At 40.2% G+C, this 21,626-nt stretch carries 18 protein-coding genes; 7 read left to right on the top strand and 11 right to left on the bottom strand.

The genetic code is table 11. The features are described from left to right. Positions 1 to 161: 161 nt before the first annotated feature. A complete protein-coding gene (locus tag AC6H44_RS06335) occupies positions 162 to 2,717 on the top strand; it encodes a TonB-dependent receptor plug domain-containing protein (RefSeq protein WP_500738037.1) in 2,556 nt (851 codons plus the stop codon). Between the two features lie 63 nt (positions 2,718 to 2,780). Here AC6H44_RS06335 and AC6H44_RS06330 read toward each other — a convergent pair whose 3' ends face one another. The 3 genes from AC6H44_RS06330 to AC6H44_RS06320 all read right to left on the bottom strand — a co-directional run bounded on the left by AC6H44_RS06330 (position 2,781) and on the right by AC6H44_RS06320 (position 6,100). Further along, positions 2,781 to 3,776: a branched-chain amino acid aminotransferase gene (locus AC6H44_RS06330; RefSeq protein ID WP_500738036.1), complete on the bottom strand. Its 996-nt coding sequence runs from the start codon at positions 3,774 to 3,776 to the stop codon at positions 2,781 to 2,783. A 231-nt stretch (positions 3,777 to 4,007) separates the two neighbouring features. Further along, positions 4,008 to 5,060, bottom strand: coding sequence for a fatty acid desaturase family protein (locus AC6H44_RS06325; protein WP_500738035.1), 1,053 nt, complete (start codon positions 5,058 to 5,060; stop codon positions 4,008 to 4,010). Then, a complete protein-coding gene (locus tag AC6H44_RS06320) occupies positions 5,057 to 6,100 on the bottom strand; it encodes a flavin reductase family protein (RefSeq protein ID WP_500738034.1) in 1,044 nt (347 codons plus the stop codon). The genes AC6H44_RS06325 and AC6H44_RS06320 overlap by 4 nt, the downstream gene beginning before the upstream one ends. 293 nt (positions 6,101 to 6,393) lie before the next feature. On the opposite strand from AC6H44_RS06320, the gene AC6H44_RS06315 reads away from it, so the two are divergent. The 3 genes from AC6H44_RS06315 (at position 6,394) to AC6H44_RS06305 (ending at position 8,362) form a co-directional block, all read left to right on the top strand. Further along, complete coding sequence (locus AC6H44_RS06315) at positions 6,394 to 7,554, top strand: PQQ-dependent sugar dehydrogenase (protein ID WP_500738033.1); 1,161 nt, start codon at positions 6,394 to 6,396, stop codon at positions 7,552 to 7,554. A gap of 94 nt (positions 7,555 to 7,648) precedes the next feature. Then, positions 7,649 to 7,828 carry a DUF6435 family protein gene (locus tag AC6H44_RS06310; protein ID WP_500738032.1) on the top strand — a complete coding sequence of 60 codons (180 nt, stop codon included), beginning with the start codon at positions 7,649 to 7,651 and terminating at the stop codon, positions 7,826 to 7,828. 126 nt (positions 7,829 to 7,954) lie between these two features. After that, a complete protein-coding gene (locus tag AC6H44_RS06305) occupies positions 7,955 to 8,362 on the top strand; it encodes a GFA family protein (RefSeq protein ID WP_500738031.1) in 408 nt (135 codons plus the stop codon). Positions 8,363 to 8,454: 92 nt separating this feature from the next. Here the strand turns inward: AC6H44_RS06305 and AC6H44_RS06300 are convergent, their stop codons facing one another. Together AC6H44_RS06300 and AC6H44_RS06295 are read right to left on the bottom strand one after the other, a co-directional pair. Then, positions 8,455 to 9,246, bottom strand: a complete 792-nt coding sequence (locus tag AC6H44_RS06300; RefSeq protein ID WP_500738030.1) for an SDR family oxidoreductase — start codon at positions 9,244 to 9,246, stop codon at positions 8,455 to 8,457. A 25-nt stretch (positions 9,247 to 9,271) separates the two neighbouring features. After that, positions 9,272 to 9,775: an Mpo1 family 2-hydroxy fatty acid dioxygenase gene (locus tag AC6H44_RS06295; RefSeq protein WP_500738029.1), complete on the bottom strand. Its 504-nt coding sequence runs from the start codon at positions 9,773 to 9,775 to the stop codon at positions 9,272 to 9,274. 294 nt (positions 9,776 to 10,069) lie between these two features. Here AC6H44_RS06295 and AC6H44_RS06290 point away from each other — a divergent pair, with 294 nt between their 5' ends. After that, complete coding sequence (locus AC6H44_RS06290) at positions 10,070 to 11,239, top strand: MFS transporter (RefSeq protein WP_500738028.1); 1,170 nt, start codon at positions 10,070 to 10,072, stop codon at positions 11,237 to 11,239. 37 nt (positions 11,240 to 11,276) lie between these two features. Here the strand turns inward: AC6H44_RS06290 and helD are convergent, their stop codons facing one another. From helD to AC6H44_RS06260, 6 genes are all read right to left on the bottom strand, one after another. Further along, entirely contained in the window at positions 11,277 to 13,418 is a 2,142-nt protein-coding gene (gene helD, locus AC6H44_RS06285; RefSeq protein ID WP_500738027.1) for a DNA helicase IV, read from the bottom strand. A 413-nt stretch (positions 13,419 to 13,831) separates the two neighbouring features. Next, the gene (locus AC6H44_RS06280) at positions 13,832 to 14,536 is read right to left on the bottom strand and encodes a pirin family protein (protein ID WP_500738026.1); all 705 of its coding nucleotides are present in this window, start codon (positions 14,534 to 14,536) and stop codon (positions 13,832 to 13,834) included. Between the two features lie 36 nt (positions 14,537 to 14,572). Beyond that, entirely contained in the window at positions 14,573 to 15,517 is a 945-nt protein-coding gene (locus AC6H44_RS06275) for a glutathione S-transferase family protein (RefSeq protein WP_500738025.1), read from the bottom strand. 307 nt (positions 15,518 to 15,824) lie between these two features. Next, positions 15,825 to 16,235: a hypothetical protein gene (locus AC6H44_RS06270; protein WP_500738024.1), complete on the bottom strand. Its 411-nt coding sequence runs from the start codon at positions 16,233 to 16,235 to the stop codon at positions 15,825 to 15,827. A 129-nt stretch (positions 16,236 to 16,364) separates the two neighbouring features. Continuing rightward, positions 16,365 to 17,210, bottom strand: coding sequence for an HDOD domain-containing protein (locus AC6H44_RS06265; RefSeq protein ID WP_500738023.1), 846 nt, complete (start codon positions 17,208 to 17,210; stop codon positions 16,365 to 16,367). Positions 17,211 to 17,354: 144 nt separating this feature from the next. Beyond that, positions 17,355 to 18,653, bottom strand: a complete 1,299-nt coding sequence (locus AC6H44_RS06260) for a porin (protein ID WP_500738022.1) — start codon at positions 18,651 to 18,653, stop codon at positions 17,355 to 17,357. A gap of 323 nt (positions 18,654 to 18,976) precedes the next feature. Between AC6H44_RS06260 and AC6H44_RS06255 the strand changes: the two genes are divergently transcribed. Further along, a complete protein-coding gene (locus tag AC6H44_RS06255) occupies positions 18,977 to 19,222 on the top strand; it encodes a hypothetical protein (protein ID WP_500738021.1) in 246 nt (81 codons plus the stop codon). A 192-nt stretch (positions 19,223 to 19,414) separates the two neighbouring features. Beyond that, positions 19,415 to 21,547, top strand: coding sequence for a pre-peptidase C-terminal domain-containing protein (locus AC6H44_RS06250; RefSeq protein ID WP_500738020.1), 2,133 nt, complete (start codon positions 19,415 to 19,417; stop codon positions 21,545 to 21,547). The last annotated feature ends 79 nt before the right edge of the window (positions 21,548 to 21,626 follow it).

Raw genomic sequence — 21,626 nt, 5'->3', positions numbered from 1 at the left:
CAGGCTAATCAAATAGTCCCCCTGTCACTGTAAATAAATTGTAGATTGAGTGTAATTAAATTGACCTTGGTTGTAAAAATGGTCTACCTTGACAACAGCAGTTTCAATTAGTTCATTAATAATTGAATTACCTGTAGAGCATTGAATGAGGGAAACTAATCATGCAACTAAAACAGCTATTTACAGCAAAAAAAACCATTACACTCAGTGTTGCCGCTGCACTACTTGGATCCTGGTCGGTAAATGCAGAACAGCAAGACACACAAGCAGAAGAAAATATTGAACAAATTAGTGTAATTGGCTCTCGCCGACTTGGCCGCACAGTTGAAGACAGCCCAGTTCCCATTGATATCATTAGTAATGATGCCCTAAAAAGTTCAGGGCAAACTGAAACCAATGCATTACTGAGCACCTTATTACCAAGCTTTAATTTCCCTCAACCATCAATTACCGATGGTAGCGACCATGTACGTCCTGCGCAACTGCGTGGCTTAGCACCCGATCACACCTTAGTGTTGGTTAATGGTAAACGTCGCCACAGTAATGCATTGCTTAATTTAAACGGTTCAACGGGCCGTGGCTCATCATCGGTTGATTTAAACGCTATTCCAGCCAATGCCATTGAGCGAATAGAAGTACTACGCGACGGCGCCGCAGCACAATATGGCTCAGATGCAATTGCCGGTGTTATCAATATTGTGCTTAAAAGTAATAGCAGTGGTGGCAGCCTAGGCGCTGTTTATGGTGCAAATATTACCAATATGGACGGTGTAGCCCAGTTAGAATCCGTTTCTGAAGATGCCAATGGCAACTTAGCCTTTAGTGAAGGCAACGACCGTTCGCTTACTGACGGCCAAACGTTAACCTTACAAGGTAATATGGGTTTTGAATTAGGTGATAACGGCTTTTTAAGTATTTCTACTGAATATCGCGATCGCAGCTCAACAAACCGCTCTGACTACGACCAACGCGAAAATTACGCCCGCCTACCTGATGGCTCTCTTGATCCGCGTGAGTTCACATGGGATCGCTACAATCATAACTTTGGCAACGGCACCGTTGAAGACTTTGCGCTGTTTTATAATGCCGGTTATCAGTTAACTAACGATGCCGAGCTTTACTCGTTTGGCTCTTACAGCAAGCGTGAAGGCGAAGGCGGTGGTTTTTATCGTCGCGCACAAGACAGCCGTAACGTAACAGCAATATACCCCGATGGTTTTTTACCGGTGATCACCTCAGATATTGACGATTTTTCGTTAGCACTCGGCGTAAAAGGGTTTGCCAATGAATGGAACTACGACGCTTCTGCTGTGTACGGCCAAGATGCCTTTAACTTTGGTGTTATTAATAGCTTAAACACCTCATATGGGCCTAGCAGTCAAACCAGTTTTGATGCCGGTACACTTACCTACGATCAGCTTACTAGTAACCTTGATTTTAGCCGTGAGGTTGACGCAGACTTTTTAGCTAGCGGAATTAACGTCGCAGTGGGTGCAGAATATCGCCGTGAAGGCTACGAAATTCAAGCAGGCGAAGAAGCCTCATACGCACAAGGCACTTTTGGCCCAGGTGGTGCTGTAACCGATCCAGTTAATCGCCCTTTTGGTTCAGCAGGCTCACAAGTGTTCCCGGGGTTCACACCTGAGTCTGCCGGTGATAACAGCCGCCATAATATTAGCCTTTACATTGACTTAGAAGCGTTTATTACAGATAACTGGAACGTTGCCGTGGCAGCGCGTTATGAAGATTATTCAGACTTTGGTGATACGCTTAATGGTAAAATTGCCACCCGTTATACGCTAACAGAAGATTTCGCATTACGTGGCTCTGTATCAACCGGCTTTAGAGCGCCCTCATTACAACAGCAATATTTTACTTCAGTGGCGACCGTGTTTGTTGATGGTATTCCAACGCAAACAGGTACATTTGCCCCAAGCAGTGATGTAGCCGTTGCATTGGGCTCACCGGGCTTAGATGCAGAAAAAGCCACCAACTACGGGGTAGGTTTTACCTGGTCAACCGACTTTAATTTCAGCTTATCGGTGGATTATTACCAAATATTAATTGATGAGCGTATTGTGTTATCAAATAACCTGTCGGGCGCAGGTGTAGCAAGCTTACTTGAGGGCACAGGCGCTAACCAAGGGCGGTTTTTCTTAAACGCGATTGATAGCAAAACCCGTGGCATTGATGTGGTTGCCTCTTACAACCTAATGACCGATAACTACGGTGATGTAGCGTTTAATTTAGGCTATAACTACGGTAAAAACGAAGTGATCAATATTATTGACCCACCCGCTGAGCTACAAAGCGTAGGTGTTGAACAAGATAACCTGTTTTCGGGCAACGAACTGCGTCGTTTTGAAGTAAGCACACCGCGTAATAAATACAACCTGAGCGCTACATGGACACTAAACGAATGGCGTTCCACACTTCGCAGCACTCGCTATGGTGAAACACAAGACCCTTCTGAAATTCCAGAGCGTAACGAAGTGCTCAAGCCAAAGTGGATCACCGATTTAGATGTTTCTTATGCACTTAATAACAACATTACACTGAGCTTAGGCGCTAATAATGTGTTTGATGTATACCCAGATCCAACTCGCGAGCTAGTGAGCGATGTAACCACCTTTTCACGCTTGTTCTCGTATTCGGGTTTTTCGCCATTTGGTTTTAATGGTCGTTATGTTTACGGCAAAGTTGAAATGAAATTTTAAGCCGCAGCTAAAAACAAAAAGCCACACTATTTAGTGTGGCTTTTTTAATCAATGAATACTCTATTAGATTTTAGTTAACCAACCGTGTGTATCTTCACTTTTACCCCATTGAATATCGTTCAAGGCTTGGCGTAAACGTGCTGTTGTTGGGCCTGGTTCACCGTTACCTACCTTGTATTCTTTATCGTTATGGATAAAGGTACCAACTGGTGTTAATACCGCCGCAGTGCCCGACAGAGCCGCCTCAGTACCTGGTTTTGCTGCACGCTCTAATAACTCAGTCACAGTAAAATTACGCTCGCTCACCGTCATGCCTAAATCTTTGGCAATGGTTAAAATACTATTACGGGTTACGCCATGTAAAAAAGTGCTGTCGAGTGCTTTAGTAATTATTTCGTTGCCATCAATTAATATAAAGTTTGCAGCGCCGGTTTCTTGCACATCGCCACCTGGGCAAAATAAAATTTGATCCGCTTTATATTTAGTGCGCGCAGCTGAAATTGGCCCTAACGCACTGGCGTAGTTACCACCACTTTTGATCATCCCCATATGCGGCGCACAGCGCATGCCGTCTTCTTCTAATAAAACACGTAGCGCGGTTGCACCACCTGAAAAATAATCGCCTACTGGCGATAATAGTGTGTATAGCAAGGAGCTGTTTGTTGCTGCAGCCGCTTTACCAATGGCAGCCTCAGTACCAATGTGGGTTGGGCGAATGTACATAGAACCAGGAGGAAGCGGCGTTTCATCAGCGTATTCACGGACAATATCGATGATCATTGTTTTTAGCATCTCGCCATCAACCGCCGGTAAACTCAATAATTCAGAACTTTGCTGCATACGCGCAATATTTGCATCCATTCTAAAAATATTCACTGAACCATCTTCATGACGAAAGGCTTTTAAACCCTCAAAACATGTACTTGAATAATGAAGAACGTGTGCACCTGCATGCAACTCAAGCTTATCGCAAGGAACAATAGCGCTTTCGCCCCACTGATTGTTAGAAAACGTAGCTTGAATCATCTGCGGCATAAACACAGTACCAAATGCGGCCATTTTTATTCTCTCTTGTGGAATCTATTTTTTCCATTGTATGACAACCCGCTACTATTTAACCAGTGCAAAACAAACTGTTTTTTAATTAATGAGAAGAACTTTTTGCATGTGCTGATGGTTATTTAATCAAAAAAACGTTATTTGCCCTATTAAAGCAAAAATCAGCTAACGCTTTAAGCGTTAGCCGATTATTTAATGCATACAATGTAATAACGATTATTTTATTAACCTCTATTTAAACGAATAACGAAATATACGCTTTAACACTGAGGTATATTGATGAAAAAATCCGCCAGTATTATAAGCTATACCCTGCTTTTGCAACGCAGCTTGCACTTGTGGTGCAATTTCTTGATAACGTGATGAGGGCATATCAGGAAATAAATGATGCTCTATTTGAAAACTTAAATGCCCAGTTAATATATGAAACCAAGACGCGCCTTTAATGTTTGACGACCCCAGCGCTTGGCGATAATACCACTGGCCTTGGCTTTCGTTTTCACAATCTTGCTCGTAAAAGGTATGGGTTTGCTCAGTAAAATGGCCACAAAAAATAATGGTTGATGTCCATAAATTACGAATTAAGTTCGCCAATAAGTTACCGCTTAGCACCCACAAAAACAGTGGTCCCGCTAAAAGTGGAAAAATCACATAGTCTTTAATTAATTGGCGCGCCCCTTTACTAAAAAAACGCGTTTTTAAGGTACTGTGCGCTACAGCTCCTTTGCGGCTTGGCTTCTTTTTACCAATAAACACACGCTCACCCGCCAGCTCGTGGTACGACACGCCCCACTGAAACAGCACGCTTAAATTTAAATAGGTAATAAACTGCCAAGTATTTTTTAAACGCCATTTAAAGTCATTACTTAATCTTAATAAGCCATAACCAAAGTCGCGGTCTTTACCAATAATATTAGTATAGGTATGGTGTTCAAAGTTATGAACACGGTTCCAACTTTGGCCGTCGCAGGCTATATCCCACTCGTATGTTTTTGAGTTAAGTTGTTTGTCATTCATCCAATCGTACTGACCGTGCATTACATTGTGACCAATTTCCATGTTATCGAGAATTTTAGCTAAGGCCAGTAATAACACACCCGCCACCCAAAGTAGGGGCTGTATAAACCCAAGCATTAATAAAACACGCCCGCCTATTTCACAAAACCGTTGCTTACGTACAATCGAGCGAATGTAGTTTGCATCTTTTTGCCCGACTTTAGCCAAGGTCGACATTTTAATTTCATCTAAATCGTCGGCTAATTGTTGATAATTAATACTTGTCATAACTGCAACTCCAAATCGCTAACCGCTTGGCTGACACACAATTGAATTAACTGTTCGCCACTGTCTGATAATTGATTAGTGTTTAAATTACGCACTACGCCTGATTTTTTAATGCACTGACATTGATGGCAAATACCAATGCCACAACCACGCTGTACAGGCAGTCTTTTGATTTCAAATTGGCTTAATAGCGCCTCGCGTGTGGTCACTGAATACGTGGCTTGATTTATCTTAACTGAAAATTGGTTATCATCAGTTAACACTGGCAAGGCAAGCCCAAACGCTTCGTGGTAATAATTGAGCTGATGCTGCTTGGCAAAATCAGCAATTTGCTGCATAAAACCATTTGGACCGCAGCAATAAATATCTGGCTGAGCATCAATATTAATGTGTTGCGTCAATGATGTATGTTTATCGCGCGTCAGTAATAAATAGCTAAAATGCGCATAGCGCTTTGCTAGCAGTGCAAGTTCACTTATGCCTTGGTGTGCATTTTCTTTTGCAAAGTACAGCAACTGCATAGCATGGTTGGTATTACCAAGTTGCTGCTCAAGCATAGCAATCATCGGCGTTATTCCCGAGCCGCCTGCAATAAAGGTACTGGGTTTACCCCAACTTTTAAACACAAAATCGCCACTGGCTTGCGAAATATTACACCACTGCTGCGAACTTAAAGCTTGTTGTAATTGCCCGGTAAACTGCCCTAGTGAGTTGGTTTTAATAAGTAAACGCACTAACCCTGTGTTTTTAAAATAGTCAGGGCTACTGGCAAGTGTAAATATGCGCGTTAACAATCGCCCGTTTATCTCAACCGTTAAACTAATATGTTGGCCAGCAATATGGGCTTGCCACTGCTTGCTTGGCTTTAAAGTCACACTCAAAAAGTCGTTGTTACAAGATGTTATCGCTGTAATTTTTGCGCTACAGAGCCCTGCACGCCATGTGGGTTTAAAAACCTGCATAATTGGCTCAATATAAGCGGCAAAGCTTTGATGATGTAAAAACCACTTTGAAAATTGGTCTAATACCGGAGTTAACATGGTTATAAATTCTCTATTTAAATCGACTACCCATTAGTTTGTGCTGGGCTTTATATTTGAGCCTACACGTGTAAGCTCAACTTTCAGCGCACAAGTGTACGCTCGATTTTTTAATTTTCAACCCTAATAGAGTAATTATTCAGTTTTTTTAATGCGGTATTAAAAGATTAATAGAACCTAATAACCAAATGTAAACGATTAAATAGCACACACTTTCATTCATCCCAAATACTTAACACTGTTATTGATAGCATGCTAAGGTAGTTAAAATTTAGTTAATTTTGGAAGCCATTATGAACAAAGTAGCAACGCGTAAAAAACTTTCTACTCTTGCCACCACCAGTTGTGCCCTAGCGCTGTCGCTGCTTACCAGCCTTAGTGCTTATGCCGTTGACTTTAAAGAACTGGATAAATTAGCGCTTAACGTGAAACCAGCCACCATTGCCCAAGGAATTTCTATTCCGTGGGCTATTGAAGCCCTGCCAAACGGTGATTTATTAATAACCGAACGCAGTGGCACCCTGTATTTGCTACGTAAAAATTCCACCCGCTTAACTAAAGTCTCTGGGCTACCTAACATTGATGCCAACGGCCAAGGCGGTCTACTTGATTTAGAACTGCACCCCGATTTTGCCAATAATCAATGGCTGTATATCACTTACTCAAGCAGTGAAGGCAACGGCGCTGGCAGTAACACCGCACTTATGCGCGCAAAATTAAGTAACGATCACAGCCAATTACGTGAGCCACAACAATTATACAAAGGCGAGCATAATTCTAAAAAAGGCCAGCACTACGGCAGCCGCATTGTGTTTGATAAGCAAAATTATGTTTATTTTTCAATTGGCGATCGCGGTGCACGCGATGTTAACCCACAAGATTTAAGCCGCGATGGCGGTAAAATTTATCGTTTGCACGACGATGGTAAAATTCCAACCGACAACCCATTTGTAAACCAAAAAGACGCAAAACCAGCGATTTGGTCTTACGGGCATCGTAATCCACAAGGCATGTGGTTCGATGGTGAAAATAATATATTTTGGGCACATGAACACGGCCCTCGTGGTGGTGATGAGCTAAATATAATTAAACCTAAAACTAACTATGGCTGGCCAGTGGTGAGTTACGGCATTAACTATAGCGGTACTTTGTTTACTGACTTAACCGAACAACCAGGCATGCAAGCGCCCACATTACAATGGACACCGTCTATTGCCCCTTCAGACATGCTGCTCGTAAAAGGTGGTAAATATCCTGAACTTAAAGGAAAATTTTTACTCGCTTCAATGAAATACGCCTTTGTTAGCGTACTTGAAATCACTGATGGTAATGTCGTTAAACAAAGTAAACTACTTGAAGGCATTGGCCGTATTCGTAGCCTAGCACAAGGTGATGATGGCAGTATTTATTTAGGATTAGACGGCCAAGGCATTGTGCGCCTCGACCCACAGTAAGCTTTAAATAGGCTATATTTACGGTTACAGCAAACTTTTTACTGCTTTTGTACGTAATATAATTTTAATTAGTTAATTAATAACGAGGGTGTTAATGTTTTCATTTTTAAAGCCAGATCCAATCAAAAAATTACGCAAAGAATACGACGCAAAATTAGAGCAAGGTATGCAAGCGCAAAGAAAAGGCGATATCAAAAGCTATTCAATGCTCACTGACGAGGCTGAAAAAATTTGGAAAGAAATAGAAGCGCTCGAAGCCAAAAAAGCCCAGTAAAAATCTAGCCAAACAAGTTTAAACTTATCCCCCGCATTAACAGTGCGGGGTTTGTATTTCTACGACTAAATAACTTCAATAAACATTTACCCTACTGAGCAAAATTAAATAAACCAAGGAATACAGATGTACACAGGTAGTTGTTTATGTGGCTCAATCAATTTTTCAATTAATGGTAAAGTTACTGATATTATTCATTGTCATTGTTCGCTTTGTCGTAAGGCCAGTGGCAGCGCTTTTGCTACCAATGGATTTATTAATGCCAGCGATCAGACATTAACTGACAAAAATGGCACACTTACTTTTTACCAAAGTAGTGAAGGTAAACGTAAGTACTTTTGTAAAACCTGTGGTGCACCAAATTATAGTGCTAATACTCAATCTCCTCACAGGTATCGCCTTCGATTAGGCGCGTTGATCTGCGATATAACAGAGCGACCCATATCGCGTAATTTCATCACCTCAAAGGCAAATTGGGAAGAGTTAGATGCTCAGCTTCCTCGTTATGAGGGACATGAGCCAAGTCGAAAGTAGTTTTGGATTAATCGAAGTACAAAAATAGCTATAAAACTGAACACGAACCAGCATTGCGCTAAGCGGCTCAATGCTAGCGTTTAAGTACTTGGCTATTTATATTCCACTTTGGCGGTTAAGCGATTAAATAACCTTGGGAAAAACCGTTTTATAAACGGTGCCCAACCACTTAACCCTTGGCCTATCACAACTTCGTCTTTTTTATTATAAATTGCGCTAAGCATTTTTGATGCGGCGAGATTTACATTCATACCGTTTTCTATTGAAGGCTCTGGTTTGTTTTGCGCCTCTCCCTGCGCGTTCAATGAATTGTGGGCAATCGCCGTTTTAATGGAGCCAGGGCATATAGTTAAGCAATGTATATTGTGCTGCGCGACTTCGGCGCGTAAGCAGTCCATAAAACCCACTACCGCGTATTTACTGCCTGAATAACCGGTTCTAAATTTAGATCCCACTTTGCCTGCCACGCTACTAATAGCCACGACTGAACCGCTTTTACGTGCCACCATCGAAGGCAATACTGCTTTGGTTAATGCAATTAAGCCAAAGTAGTTTACTTCCATAAGTTGGCGGTACACGTTAAAGTCGTTTTCTAAAAATAAGCTACGCTGTGATACGCCACCGTTATTAATTAAAATATCAATGGGGCCTAAGCTATCTATTTGCGCTGATATATCCTGCAGTACAGATTCAGGCTTTGATAAATCAAGGGGGATAACACGATGACCCTCACCTTTTAATTCGGCTTTCACTTGGTTGAGTTTATGGATATTTCGCGCTGATAAAATGACCTTTGCGCCTTGCTCTGCAAATTGTTTGGCAAGCTCTTCACCAATACCTGACGATGCACCGGTGATCCACACTGTTTTATTATTATAATCCATGGTTTACCTTATAGTCTTTGACTGATTATGCTTTAGTTGGGCCGGCGATTTCATTAACCTGCTGCTGTAACTTTTTATAAAAGCCCATTAAAAATAACAGCTCTACGGTGACATACAAAGGGCCAATAATTAAACCCACTAAATCATCAACAAAAGCGGGCTTTTTGCCTTCAAAATAATGACCAATAAACTGCAACACCCAGCCAAATACAAACACCCCAACCCCAATACTCAACCACGGTGTAAAAGCCATTGCGGCAATTGGCTGGGCAGCTACCAGTAATAAAGTGAAAATAATCCCCATAAGTAAACCTAGCGAAAAGCTCAACATAAAATAGTAAACCACTGAGGCTAATACAAAAATTTGCGCGACATCAATGCTAAAATTAGCAATAGGAATTTCAATTCGGGCGAGTAAGCATAAAGCGGCAAACACAATCAGTGGAATACCAAAAAAATGGGTTAATACATTTCGCTTAGAACGGTGATACAAACCATACTGGCCAAGTTGTTGTTGCAGGGTTTTCATCGGCTGATCCCATTGTTATTTTTATAGGCAAAGTTCACCTTATAAAAAAGTGCGCACAATAACAACAATCTTAAAACATTAAAGCTAACTTAACTCTACAAAAAAATAGCAATTAAGCGATTAGTTTACGTAAAAAAATATTTTAAATATTATTTTCATTTAGCAATTAAAAAACACTTTACTTGGTATAAAAAGCAGCATAAATTCGCAACCAAATTAACCCGCTTCAAATAATCGCGCCACTATTTACACCAAAATCAGCAATTATTTAAACCCTTTTATCGGAATAATCTAATGGTGGAACTTGCCGCTAATAGTAAATCAAATAATCCTTTAGCCCCTGTTATTGGTTTATCTTTTTTTGCTATTGCTTCGGGCTTTTTAATGAGCCTGATCCCGTTATCACTGAGTGCTTTTAAGTTAAGTATTGATCTTGCGCCTTGGCTTGCCAGCGTCTTTTATTTTGGTTTACTTATTGGCGCGCTGTGTATTGAGCGTGTAGTGGTAAAAATTGGCCACCGCCTAGCGTTTATCGCATTTTTAATGTTGCTGATCATCAGTGTTATTGCGCAGATCATTTCCCCTACAGCCACAATGTGGTTAATTGCTCGTTTTGTTGCTGGTATTGCTGTTGCGGGAGTATTTGTTGTGGTTGAGTCGTGGTTGTTAATGGCGAATACCCCTAAGGCGCGAGCTAAACGCTTGGGTTTATATATGACCTCTTTATATGGTGGCAGCGCTGTAGGGCAATTAGCAATCACACCCCTTGGCACTGAAGGTGCCGTACCGTATTTATTTGTCGTTGCTCTTTTAGCATTAGCAATTTTAGCCCCATTATTAATTACCACAGGCCAGCCTAATACGCAGCAATTGCAAAGGCTGCCACTTAACGAGCTAAAAACTCTTAGCCGCCCAGCTATTTTAGGTTGCTTAATATCGGGGTTGTTATTAGGCCCTATTTACGGCTTACTTCCTGTATATATAGCCGCGCAAACTGATCAAGCTCAATATACCGGCTTACTTATGGCGGTGATTATTTTAGGCGGCATGCTAGTGCAACCTTTAGTGAGTTATTTATCAACCCGCATTATAAAAAGCTTACTGATGGCTATTTTTTGTTTTGTTGGTGCCGCAAGCGTAATGGGCATATTAAACGCTCATAGTTTTAGTGGATTAGTTGTAAGTTACTTTGTACTAGGTGCGTGTAGCTTTGCGCTTTATCCGATTGCGATTACTTTGGCATGCGACTCGTTGCCTATGGCAAAAATAGTGTCAGCCACTGAAATAATGCTGCTCAGCTACAGTGTCGGCTCTGTATTAGGCCCGTTGTTGGCAACGCATTTTTCTGATGCAAGCCATGGCGTGCTAATTTATTTAGGTGGCTGTTTAATTACCACCTGTATTTACATGCTTATAAAAAGTATGAAAAAAATACCCACCGGTAATACCCCGGTTGCAGGCTAACTAAACCTAAAACCGCTTAGGGCTTATTATTTTGCCACTAAGCGGTTTGTGCCTGCTGTGAAGTTGCCTTACGAGTTTTATTTTTTAAGTCATTTACCTCAATGCTATGCTCGTTTATGAGTTCATCAACAAAACAGCTGCGGTTATTATCGTCACTTATAATATACATCTTTTGTTTAGCGCGAGTGAGCGCCACATAAAATAAGCGTCGCTCTTCGCTATGGGCGTAGTTATCTTTGGCGGGTAAGAGGGCTTCTAACATTGCGGGCGATGGCTTAGTGCTCGGAAATCCAAATTGCCCACCATTCATGCCTAATAAAACCACATAATCAGCTTCTTTACCCTTTGAACCATGAAAGGTATCACAAATAATTGTTAGCCCTGAAAAGCTTTGCTGTAATGCACTAATATCGGCCTTTAACGGTAACTGAAATCGAAACCGTGCTAACAAGTACACTATAACCGGCTTATTACTATTTGTGTTAATCGTCTCGAGTACATGAGCAAGTGCCCCATTAATTAGCTCAGGTATTTTTGTATTTTTGCTTGAACCAAGATTCGCTGTTTTTAATACGCTAATAGCAGGCTTTGTCACTTGTGCTAGTGAGCGAATATTTTTGTTTAACTGAGCGGGGTTTTTCATAATAAAACCTGCGGCAACCTCACCAATTTTATTATTAAACCGAAAGGTCACATCTAATAGGGTTTGTGTTGTCAAACCAAAATGTGCGGTAAACTCGGTGGTAAGTCGAATATCTGCACCACTAAAACGGTAAATAGCTTGCCAGTCATCGCCTACTGCAAACAGCGAGCTATTAGGTTTACTGTTGCGTAGTGCTTTTACGAGTGCTGCACGCATGGGTGATATATCTTGAAATTCGTCCACCATGATATAACGCCACGGCGATATAAATTTACCCGTGGTGACATAATCAATCGCTTTGAGGATCATATCGTCAAAGTCTATCTCGCCTCGCGTATGTAAATAATGGTTGTAGTTGGCTAATAAAGGTTTTAATAGCTTGCAAGCCTGTTTTATCTGCTTTGAGTCGCTTTCAAGGGTTTTGTTTGCTGTTTTATACACACTTATTAATTGACTAAATAAAGTGGCGAGTGTCATTAAATGCCCCGCGCTTTTTAGCTCTTTTAACCGCTCTGAATTAGTAAGCTTTACAGTATTAAACTCACACTCGTTCTTAACTGAATAAACATTATTATTAATATAATTAACTAATGCTTGAGCATACTGTGGTTTAGCATTGGCAAGCGATTCAAAACATGCTTCAACCCATTTTACCTTCGCTTTTTCATTTTCAGCCAGCGTTGATATTTTGGGGGTTTTACCCTCAACCTCAGTAATAATAGTTAAACCCAAACTGTGAAAAGTAGCGGTTTTTATAGCCTGCGTATTCAGCTTAGTTTTAATGCGTTCGTCCATTTCACTGGCGGCTTGCTTGCCATAAGCCACTAGTAAAATATCGTTGTAATTAGCTTGATTACTGTTAACTAAATAGCCTGCTCTCGCCACCATGACACTGGTTTTACCAGTGCCAGCTCCCGCTAATACGAGGTTATTATCGTCATCGATAATGCATGCCCGTCTTTGTTTTTCGGTAAGTGGGTTTGCTTCAACGCTGTCGAAAAAACCAGCATAACGTTTCAATTGTGACTGTGTGTATTTATGCTGCAAAAAGCGAGTTAATGAATCACTCCACTGGCTATATTGTTCGAGCAATTTTATTTGTGTACTAACAAGTGCCAATGCCTCACTCTTTTTTATCCAGGGGAGCCAACGATTATATTCATGCCCCACCTGTTTTTTTATATTAGCCACGTATGATTGACGCAAAAACTGATCATGAGCAAATTGGTTAATATTTTTTAGCAGCGTATTTAATGGTTCAATATTACTATTAACCCATAGCATATCAGTTTTGCCTTTGAGTACTCGGTGACTGCCATAGGCTCTCATCCAAACACGGTACTGCTCAGACTGTGTTGCAAAGCACAGTGTTTGCCCAAGCACGCCATATTCATAACGAATAGGCGAGGTTAAATCACACCAACTCAGTGTAACTGTGTGCCTTTTATTAATGATGACTACGCCTTGTCGATTAATATCAACAACGCAGTATGGGGTAAACAGACGGCCAAAAATACTCGCCAGAATAGAATCCATTAACAGCAGAGTGCCTTTAAAAAAATGAACTGATTGACATCATTTTAAGGGAATACTGTTCATAAGTGTAATAAATATAAAGATAAATAAAACTCAAAGGCACATTTCACCCAAGTTGGGTTATTAACCAATAAATTCAACTGTGGCTTAGGGTCTGTTGACCTTTGCGGATTATAATTTGTTCAAACTAGGGGCGGTTTAATCGCGGCGCGAGGTTTGTAACCTAGTGGGCTAAGTAAAAACCGAGCAACAAAGAGTAAATCGCCCCTAGGCAGAACCCTTCGGGCAGCGCCTGTTTGGTATTGATGCTGCGTTATCGCCTATTTATGGGGAACAACCACACCACATAGGCGCTGCCTTGCCTAAATGCCAAACAGATTGCTGCAAATTTAACCTTGAAAGGTCAACAGACCCTACTTTGTATCAATAATAATTATTTCACACTCGGTTGTCGCCGTTAGCGTTATGCAATCAACATGCGTTATCTCTGCACCATCTCCCTTATTCATGGTAATAACACGGCTTGTATCATCAACAGTAAATATACCATCAGATGCAAGTACATAAGCTTGATGGTCAATGCGCTGGGATATAGTGGTACCTTTTGCCAGCTTTCCACCATAAATGCGTGCTTGTTGATTAATAAATAAGGTGTTACCCGCATCTTCTGCATAACCCGACACTAAAAGCGTAAGCTCATTAGCTACGTCTGTCGGGAATTTTTTACTTTCCCAGCGCGGCGGCACATTTTGTTTATTACTTTGAATCCAAATTTGATAAAAAGTAAGTGGTTCATTGGTACGATTATACTCAGAATGTACAATACCTGTACCTGCACTCATCACCTGCACCTCGCCCTGCTGCGTAACGCCATTATTTCCTAGGCTGTCTTGATGGGTAATTGCACCACTGCGAATAAAGCTAATAATTTCCATATTTTTATGCGGATGCGCACCAAATCCCATACCGGGTGCCACCCAATCATCATTAACTACACGCAAAGTGCCAAAGCCCATACGCGCAGGATTATAGTAATTCGCAAAACTAAAGTGGTGCTTTGACTTAAGCCAACCATGATCAGCACTGCCTAAGCTATTTTTTGGGTAATGAGTAAGCATATTTTTTCCTATACGTTATCTCTGCATCATTTAGAACTAACGCTCACGATCATGGGCAGCATCAAACGTGTGTTTAGCACCTAAAGGCACAATTTGCGTTGGGTTAATGGTTACGTGACTAACGTAGTAATGCACCTTTGTGTATTCTAAATCGACCGTTTCCTTTATCCCAGGTACTTGGTAAAGCTCATTAATGTAGTTACTAAGATGATGAAATTCGCTTAGCTTTTCACGGTTACACTTAAAGTGCCCGTGATACACCGCATCAAAGCGAATAAGGGTGGTAAATAATCGCCAGTCAGCTTCAGTGATTATATCCCCCACTAAATAACGTTGTTTTGCCAACCGTGTTTCTAACCAATCTAAGCTGTCAAATAAAGCAGTGTAAGCGTCATTATAAGCCTCTTGGGTTGTAGCAAACCCCGCTTTATACACCCCATTATTAATGGTGTTATAGACACGAGTATTCACAGTTTCTATTTCTTCACGTAGCGCATCTGGATAATAATCGTCGGTATTACCTGTAAGCTCATTAAACGCGCTATTAAACATGCGAATTATTTCTATTGATTCATTATTTACAATAGTCTGCGTTTTTTTATCCCATAAAATAGGCACGGTAACACGCCCTTCATAGCTAGGGTCGGCTTTTAAATACAATTGATAAGCGTAATCTAAGTTATAAAGTGGATCGCCCTGCTCGCCAAATTCCCAACCGTTTTCCATCATGGGTGCTTCAACAATGCTCATAGAAATAATGTCTTCGAGCTGCTTTAATTTTCGAAATATAATGGTGCGGTGCGCCCAAGGGCAAGCCAAGGATACATATAAATGATAGCGACCCGCTTCTGGTTTAAATTTACTGTTTTGCGCTGATGAAATCGTATCTCTAAAGCGGCTATCTTGGCGTACAAATTTGCCGTCGCTTTTTTCGGTGTCGTACCATTTATCGACCCATTCACCGTTAACAAGTAATCCCATAATAAATTCCTCAGTTTATAAACTATGCACCTATTGTATAAGTTGTATAAAAATTAAATACCTCCTATTGTTTGCTATGTATGTTCAAATAATTTGAACAGTTGATTTTTGGTATAATGATGAACACACCTCCCATTAGTGTAGAAGCCTTACTGGTATTATTTCTTGCATGGAAAATAACAAATAAAGGTAAAGGGTTAAAAAAATTGATCACTATTTTAACCAGCAATGTTTAATTAACCAGCCACAAATACGTTAAAGCCCACGCTCGTTAAATTAGCATGGGCCTTCGAGTCAGTAATAAATACTATAGCGCAAGCGCTTGTTTAGCTCGCGATAAATTATGCGACACTAACTTATTCGCTGAAATCTGCTGTGCTTCGTAAAAGTCTGATAGCGCGGCGGTTTCGTTATTTGCCATTAAACGGCCTACGCCACGATTACTTAAAGCAAATGAAGTTAACTCACGCACTTTAAAACGTGGGCCTGTGCTTTGTTGTAATAAGGTAATCGCTTTTGAGCACATCTCTTCTGCTAAGCTATAATTTTTTGATTTTACATTTAATGCGCAATTGTTAAATGCAACTTCAAACTCTTGAGGGGCTGTTTCAGCCTGTTCGATAACCATTAATTTGTAGTCACTTTGATCAGCCATTACAGCAGCTGAGCAAGTTAAAAAAGAGCCAAGAGCGATGGTTTTGATAAGTGAGCGTTTCATGATTAATATCCTCTTTAGTTAGTCGTGCTTGTTGCCGACAGCTAAACTTTAGGACTTTTACTTCTTTTCGACAAACGATTAAAAACAAACCAATAAGTGAAAAAAACTAATCTATAGTTGTTCAGTTGTTCAGTTGTTCAAATAGTCAATAATCTCTTCTTGTAAATCAACATACTCACTTTCAGAAATATTTAAAATAGAAAGTATTGAATCTTCGACTTCATCCCAGTCGTTAATTTTTTCACCTCGAAGAATAACATTAACCATATTGGTAGACATTTTTAAAACACAAAAACACAGTTGTTCATTACTCCCTCTTTCACTGTTTAATAAACTGTTATCATGCTGGCGTAATATTAGTTGGCAAATATCTTTGGGTAGGTGCCAACTTGTTGCTAAAAAATAACCAATTACAGCATGATTTGTTCCATACATTTGTTCTTCTATTTCAATCAAGCTTTCTTTTTTACTGTGATTGGAGGTATGTAACGCATTAATATAATTATCGTACTTGATCGCCATAGGGACTATTCCACAATCATGAAACAAGCCTAATGTGTATAAATACTCAGCCGGCACTTTATCCTTAACTTTTTGTCCAATAATCATATTTACATGGGCAATTTCAGATGCAGTGTCCCAAAAACGCTCCAAGCTAATACAACACTTACCTTGTGCAAACATCTGTTTTAATTTTAAGCTCGGTACAAGGGCTTCAATTCCGTTCCACCCTAAAAACATAGCGGCCTGTTTTATATTTGTCACAGTTCGCGCTAGTCCATAGGCAGGCGAATTAATAATTTTTAAAATAGCGGATGCTATGGCGACGTCCTTAGCAATAATGGCTGCTGCATCATTTAATGAAGGTTCAGGGCTATTTGCAAGTACTTCTAATTCATTCAAAATTGCGGGTTTTGGAGGGATAATAAAGTGTTTATTAATATCAGATAAAATTTGCTCATTAACAATGATCATTTAAGGGCTGCCTGTAATCAAAATTTTGAAGTAACGGTTAAACGTTTTTCTTAACTTTGATACTAGAACACAGCACTTTATTTATCAAAATTAGAGTAAAAAGAGCATAAATTTAACATTAGGATTATGCTCTTTATTGAAATACTAGAAGTAATAACCAATATTAATGTTAAAGCGACGCTCAGTTTCGCTGCTATCACCCGCAATAGAGCCTCCAACAAACGGCATGTTCTTACCATGAACTAAGTCAAAGTAAGTAAATAAACCGCCCGCCGCTACAGAAAAACCGGTTACGTTCATCCACGTATCTTTGCTGTTATCTGATTTATCGTAAATGGCGCTGTAGTCGTTGTAAAACTGTAAGTTTGTCACTGCACCCCATTGCACCGGTACGCTGTATGCTACGTTTGCACTAGACATAGTTGCTTCTGCCGCCATGCTGTCGTAAAACGCATAAGCACCTACCGCAATGCGGTTTACATCATCAATATCATAATTGTATTCACCGTGTTGTAACTGCAAATTCCAAGGGCCCATGTTGCTATTCAAATGCAATGCCCATGCGTTGTAGTCACCTGCGCGGTCAACACCATCATGCAAACCACCCGCAAGCGCCGACACACCAATTTCAGTTTTACCGCCTTCATGCTCTAAATGGTAACCATAACGGCCTACAAAGGTATTGTACTCGCCAATAGGATTGCCAGGCTCATCATAAACGCCATCACCTGCATTTCTAAAACCGACGATATCGTATGAGTAGCGGTCGCTGCGATCGCTCACATAACCATCAACACCGCCAAGCTCATCGTTTTTGAAAAAGCCTAGATCGAGTTGCCAGTTATCGGCAATTTTACGTTTAAATAGTACACCTAAGTCGTGATCGTCTTCTAAACCAACATAGTAGTTGGTGCTGAAAAAATAGTTGTGTGAATTATAAGGCCAGTTACCAAAAGGAACTTGGGTAATACCCGCTTGTACCTGCCAATCATCAGCAAAATCGTAGGCCGCATAAGCGTATTTAACCGCTGTCATATAATCAAAAAAGCGAATTTCAGCGTTTAATTTTACATCACCCACGTCGCCCGAAAAATTTAAACGGAAAATATCAAAATCAAAATCGCCACCGCGGTTTTTATTACCGTCATTATACGATGTATGACTGTAGTTAGTACGAACAGCCCCACCTACTTTTATACCTTGAGGCTTATGTTCGTGTTTAGCTACTTGAACCTCAGCTATATCTTTTTTTTCTTCAATGGTGCGCTCAATTGCTTTTTCATCCGTTTGCTTTGCTTTTGCAAGTTGCTTTTGCAACATTTCCACTTGTTTTTGTAAGCTGCTTAATTGCTGCTGTACTTTATCAAGATCTGTATCTGCATGTGCTGAATGCGAAAAAACAACCATAGCCACTGCCAGTGCTAAAGGTTTCATAGGTGTCATAATTTGTCCTTGCTTGCCTTGTTGATATTTTTAACTCAAACCTACTGAATGAGTGAGCTAAGTACCTGCTTGATTTTACATGTTGTTTTACAATGATAACGTATTTTCTCAACTCTTCAATTACACTTTATAATTTAGTGCAACATGACAACAGTAAAAATACTTTTTTGTTAGCAATAAGGAACAGTCATTATCTAAAAAACAAAACGCAGGCTTAAAAAAAACCAGCTAATTACCAGCCTATTTTTAGTACCTAAATTCAAGGTATACTATTGGTATAAACCAGTAAAACAATTTGTAAATAATAATCTCGGAGCCCCACAATGAAAAATAATGAAACCTTTAACACCATTGCCACGCTAATTTTTAAACATCTTTATAGTAACTTTCCAAGTCCAACTCATTTAGACCCTGAGCAAGTAATTAGTAATGCCTCAGATAAACAAAGCGAAGAAATTAAAGGCACAATCGCCTTTCTTCTCAATGAGGGATACATATTTTCAACGCCTAGCGCCACTTTTTTACTAACTGAAAAAGGTTTTAGCCACAGCCTATGTCCAAAGTTGTAATCTTATCGCTTTCATTCAATTTAACAGCTAAAAACTAAAAATATTTAAACTTTTTACTGGCGTTGGTCAAAATTCAACCTAAGCTTAGTGTGTAAATTAGGTACTGATTATTTGCTCAACGTTAAACAATATGGGCATGAAGTTGATCGTTTACGTTACATCAAACCACGTATTAGTGAAAAGGATATAAAGATGAATAAATGTAAATATATAGCATTGCTAGCCATGGCTATTTATGGCCAACACAGTGTTGCTAGCACAGATGAACTCACAATTTTAAAACACACCCAAGAAGCAAAAAAAACGACCATCGCCAAACAGGCTAATACCTATGTAAAACTTTCTAAACAATTTGCTATCGAAACTACGCAAGGGCAAGTTATCACCCAAGTTATAGCTCACCCTAATGCAGATTACATAAAGCTGCACTTTAGTCAGGTAAACCTAAATGGTAGTGCAAGGTTAATAGTCAGAAATGAAGATAACTCAGAACGCTATGAATACAGTAACGATAATATGAGCGCTGCCACAATCGATAGCCTCAACGGCGATGATGGTGTGCATTCATTTTCTGCTATGTCGGTTTCAAATGACAGCGTTATCATTGAATATTACCCTGATCCAGCAATGAGTAAAAAACACCATCAGTTTGGTATTATCGATAGTTATTTTTACGGAACCGAAAGCACTCAAGTAAAAATCAGTGAAGACAATAATCCAACCCCTATGTCAACGTGCGGCGTTAATGAACGTAAAGATGTGCAGTGCTGGGCCGACTCTAATCCGACAGAGTTTGATCGCAGTCGTCCCGTCGCGCGGCTAGTGATCGGTGGACGTAGCTTGTGCACAGGCTGGCGCGTTGGCAGCGATAATAAATTATTTACTAATAACCATTGTATTGAGACCGCATCTGAACTGGCCTCTACAGAAGTGTGGTTTAACTACCAAAACAAAAGCTGTAACGGCACAAGTAAAGAAACCGTGGTTAAGGTCACAGGCAATGAATTTTTTAAAACTGACTACACATTAGATTATACGCTGTTTAGCGTTAATAACTTTGCAACTATTGAGCAATTTGGCTATTTAGGGCTGGATGTTCGAAACGCCCAACAAAGTGAACGCATATATATTCCGCAACATGGTTCTGGTAATCCCAAAGAACTCGCAATAGAGTCAGATCAAGACAATGATGGTTTGTGCCAAGTTAATGCGCCGTCAACAAATGGCCGTGGCAGTAACACCGATATAGGATATTATTGCGATACCATAGGTGGCTCCTCAGGTTCCCCTGTTGTTGCTGCTGCAAGTAATCGCGTTATTGCGCTACATCATTTGGGTGGCTGCTATAATAAAGGCGCTAAAATAAGTAAAATTTGGCCCCAAGTAGCAACCTATTTTAATGACACAGTGCCTGTTGGCGATAACGATGGTACTAACCCACTTCCACCTAAAGCGCGTTTTGAATACAGTTGTGAGCAATTACAATGTGATTTTGATGCAACGGGTTCCAGCTCTACAGGCACAATAAATAGCTACAGTTGGAATTTTGGCGATAATCAAACCGATACAGGTGCAACTGTAACGCACAGTTTTGCGTCTGCAGGTGACTACGAGGTGTCTGTTACTGTCCAAGATAGTAATAACAATACCAATACACTCACCCAAACAATTAATGTGTCAGATGGCTCCTCAACAGAAATTGAATTAACGAAAGGCCAAGCATTAACAGGCCAAAGTGCTCTAATAAACGAAGAAAATATCTACTTCATTGACGTACCTAAAAATGCTATTAACCTCATAATAAACATTTCAGGTGGCTCAGGTGATGCCGATCTATATGTTAAAAAAAATACAATACCTACCACAAACAGTTACGATTGTCGGCCATTTAGAAATGGTAACAATGAAAGCTGTAACATTAGTCAAGGTGAAGGACGCTACTATATTATGCTTAGCGCTTACAGCCGCTATGAAAATGTAACAATCATGGCTGATTATGATATTAGCGCACCCCCTACCGACGGCGATACTACTGTGATCACTTCTCGTGCTTATGGGTTTCCAGGTTTTTGGCAACGTTATAGTTATGTAGTACCTCAAGGAAAGACCTCTGTAACTATAAATACATCGGGTGATCAGGGAAATGCTAACCTTTATGTAAAAGCGGATGGAGCGGTAACAAAAACACAATATGATTGCTTGTCTAACAACAACGACAACAATGAACGTTGTACCTTAGAGGTAAGCCCCGGGCAGACATTACAAATCGGCTTATTAGGTGTCACTAACTATGATTGGATAAAACTTGTAGCAACTGCAAAATAAATAATACTAACCTGCAAAAAGCACTTCAGCGTGCCTGAGGTGCTTTTATTGGTATTAGGTATTAGGTATTAGGTATTAG

It is taken from the genome of Pseudoalteromonas sp. TAP-3C (genome assembly GCF_059888565.1).
This window is presented reverse-complemented; position numbering and strand designations above follow the sequence as displayed.